Origin of the sequence: Chthonomonas sp. (assembly GCF_035294505.1) — a bacterium.
GTDB lineage: Bacteria > Armatimonadota > Chthonomonadetes > Chthonomonadales > Chthonomonadaceae > Chthonomonas.
Genome location: NZ_DATGKU010000096.1, coordinates 1 through 1,764 on the forward strand (window position 1 = coordinate 1; position 1,764 = coordinate 1,764).

At 53.9% G+C, this 1,764-nt stretch carries 1 protein-coding gene; it reads right to left on the reverse strand.

What is annotated here, in order from left to right:
- Window positions 1-105: 105 nt before the first annotated feature.
- A partial coding sequence (locus tag VKV18_RS05770) for a 4Fe-4S dicluster domain-containing protein (RefSeq protein ID WP_324203275.1) occupies window positions 106-1,764 on the reverse strand: 1,659 nt, incomplete at its 5' end.

A 1,764-nucleotide genomic window follows, 5' to 3' on the forward strand; every position in this document is an offset into this window, starting at 1 on the left:
GAAACGATTCGTTCCGTTACCGTCTCAAACGTCTGATCGCCTTCTATAAGGCCGGCAATCGCCGGATTCTCAGGGGCGCTGCTTGATGACTGGATAGAGGTCTCGTTATCCAACTTGCTTCTCCGTTTCCGGTTCGATATCTGTGTTGGGATTGATGACACGCGCCAAGTAGGTGGTGCGTGGCCGCGTGTTCAAATCGGTAAGCAGTCCATAGTTATGGGGCTGAATCTTTAGCGCATACACCTTTGAAGCATGGTCTGTGATATTGCCAAAGGTGATGGCCTGGGTAGGACAGGCCTGTTGGCAGGCCGTCAACACCTCTCCATCGCGCAGATCGCGGTTCTCAATTTTAGCCTTTTGTCGAGCCGAGTTGATGCGCTGAATGCAGTACATGCATTTCTCCATCACACCGCGTCCACGCACTGTAACATCCGGATTGAAAACCAGTTGCTCTACCTTATTAGGCCGACCGAAGAAGTCATGATTGAAGTGATTATTGTAGTTGAGGAAGTTAAATCGGCGCACCTTATAGGGGCAGTTGTTGGCGCAATAGCGGGTTCCAATGCAGCGGTTATAGACCATCTGGTTGATACCCTCTACGCTATGTTGCGTCGCCCCTACAGGGCACACATATTCGCACGGCGCCTGTTCACACTGCATGCACGTTACCGGCTGGAAGTAGATGCGAGGGTTATGTGCAAACGTCTCGAAATCGTCGGGCTTCGTCTCGTAGTAGGTATCCACCCGAATCCAGTTCATATGCCGCCCGCGCATAACCTGCGCCTTGCCAACCACGGGAATGTTGTTCTCCGCCTGACAGGCCACCATGCAGACGCTGCAACCAATGCACGACTGGAGGTCAATGACCATACCCCAGTTGTAAGCGCCTTTGTGGCTCATTCCAGGCTCAGGCCAGGGAAAAGCGGGATAGTAGTCGGGTTGCCCTTTTCCGGTTCCCTCCGCAGCGTTCGCCTGTTCGGCGTCTTCATCCGGGGCTAAGGAGGGATGTCGCAGAAACTCAGAGATCGTTCCCACACGAACGACGTCACGATTGTCCATCATGTGGGTATACTGGGTCGTGGCTATCGGGTAGCCTTCTCCGGTGTACTCAATCTGCGCCGTTCCATTCCAAGGGTTCTTCGATAAGAAGATTGGGTAGACATTAAACCCGGTTCCGGTGCCCAGTACACCGGCACTGGTACGACCATATCCTAAATAGACGGTAATCGCATCATGTGGGTGCCCGGGCATCGCCCAAACAGCTCCCTTCACCGTTTTACCGTTCAGGTTGATGGTAATCACTGGAGAGGGCTTTGCCCCTTGCGATTCGTTCAATTTAGGCAGAATGGCCCAGCCATCTCCCATCGGAATCTGTAACCGTTCGGCAGTCTCCGGGTTCATCAAGATTACGTTGTCCCAGGTGGCCTTCGAGAAGGGCTTAGGAAGCTCCTGAAGCCATCCGTTATTGGCAAAGCGTCCATCCCAAATAGTGGGATCGGGCCGGATCATCACCTCAAGCGTTGTACCGCCCACCTGAGCAGGCATCTGAGGTTGCAGTGAACTCAAAGCATTCGCACGTACTTGCACCTGTTTGCTTTTTGCCTTCGTGCCGGGAATGACCCCATCGTGCAAAAGCTTGTTGAAGGCAAAGTCATAGGGTTCATCTATGGGGTAGCCATGCTCTGCCCAGTACTGCCGCACAATCGTGTACCCATCGCGAGGAGCAGAACCCGCCTCCCCGCCGGTCTCCGGGGTATCGAACAG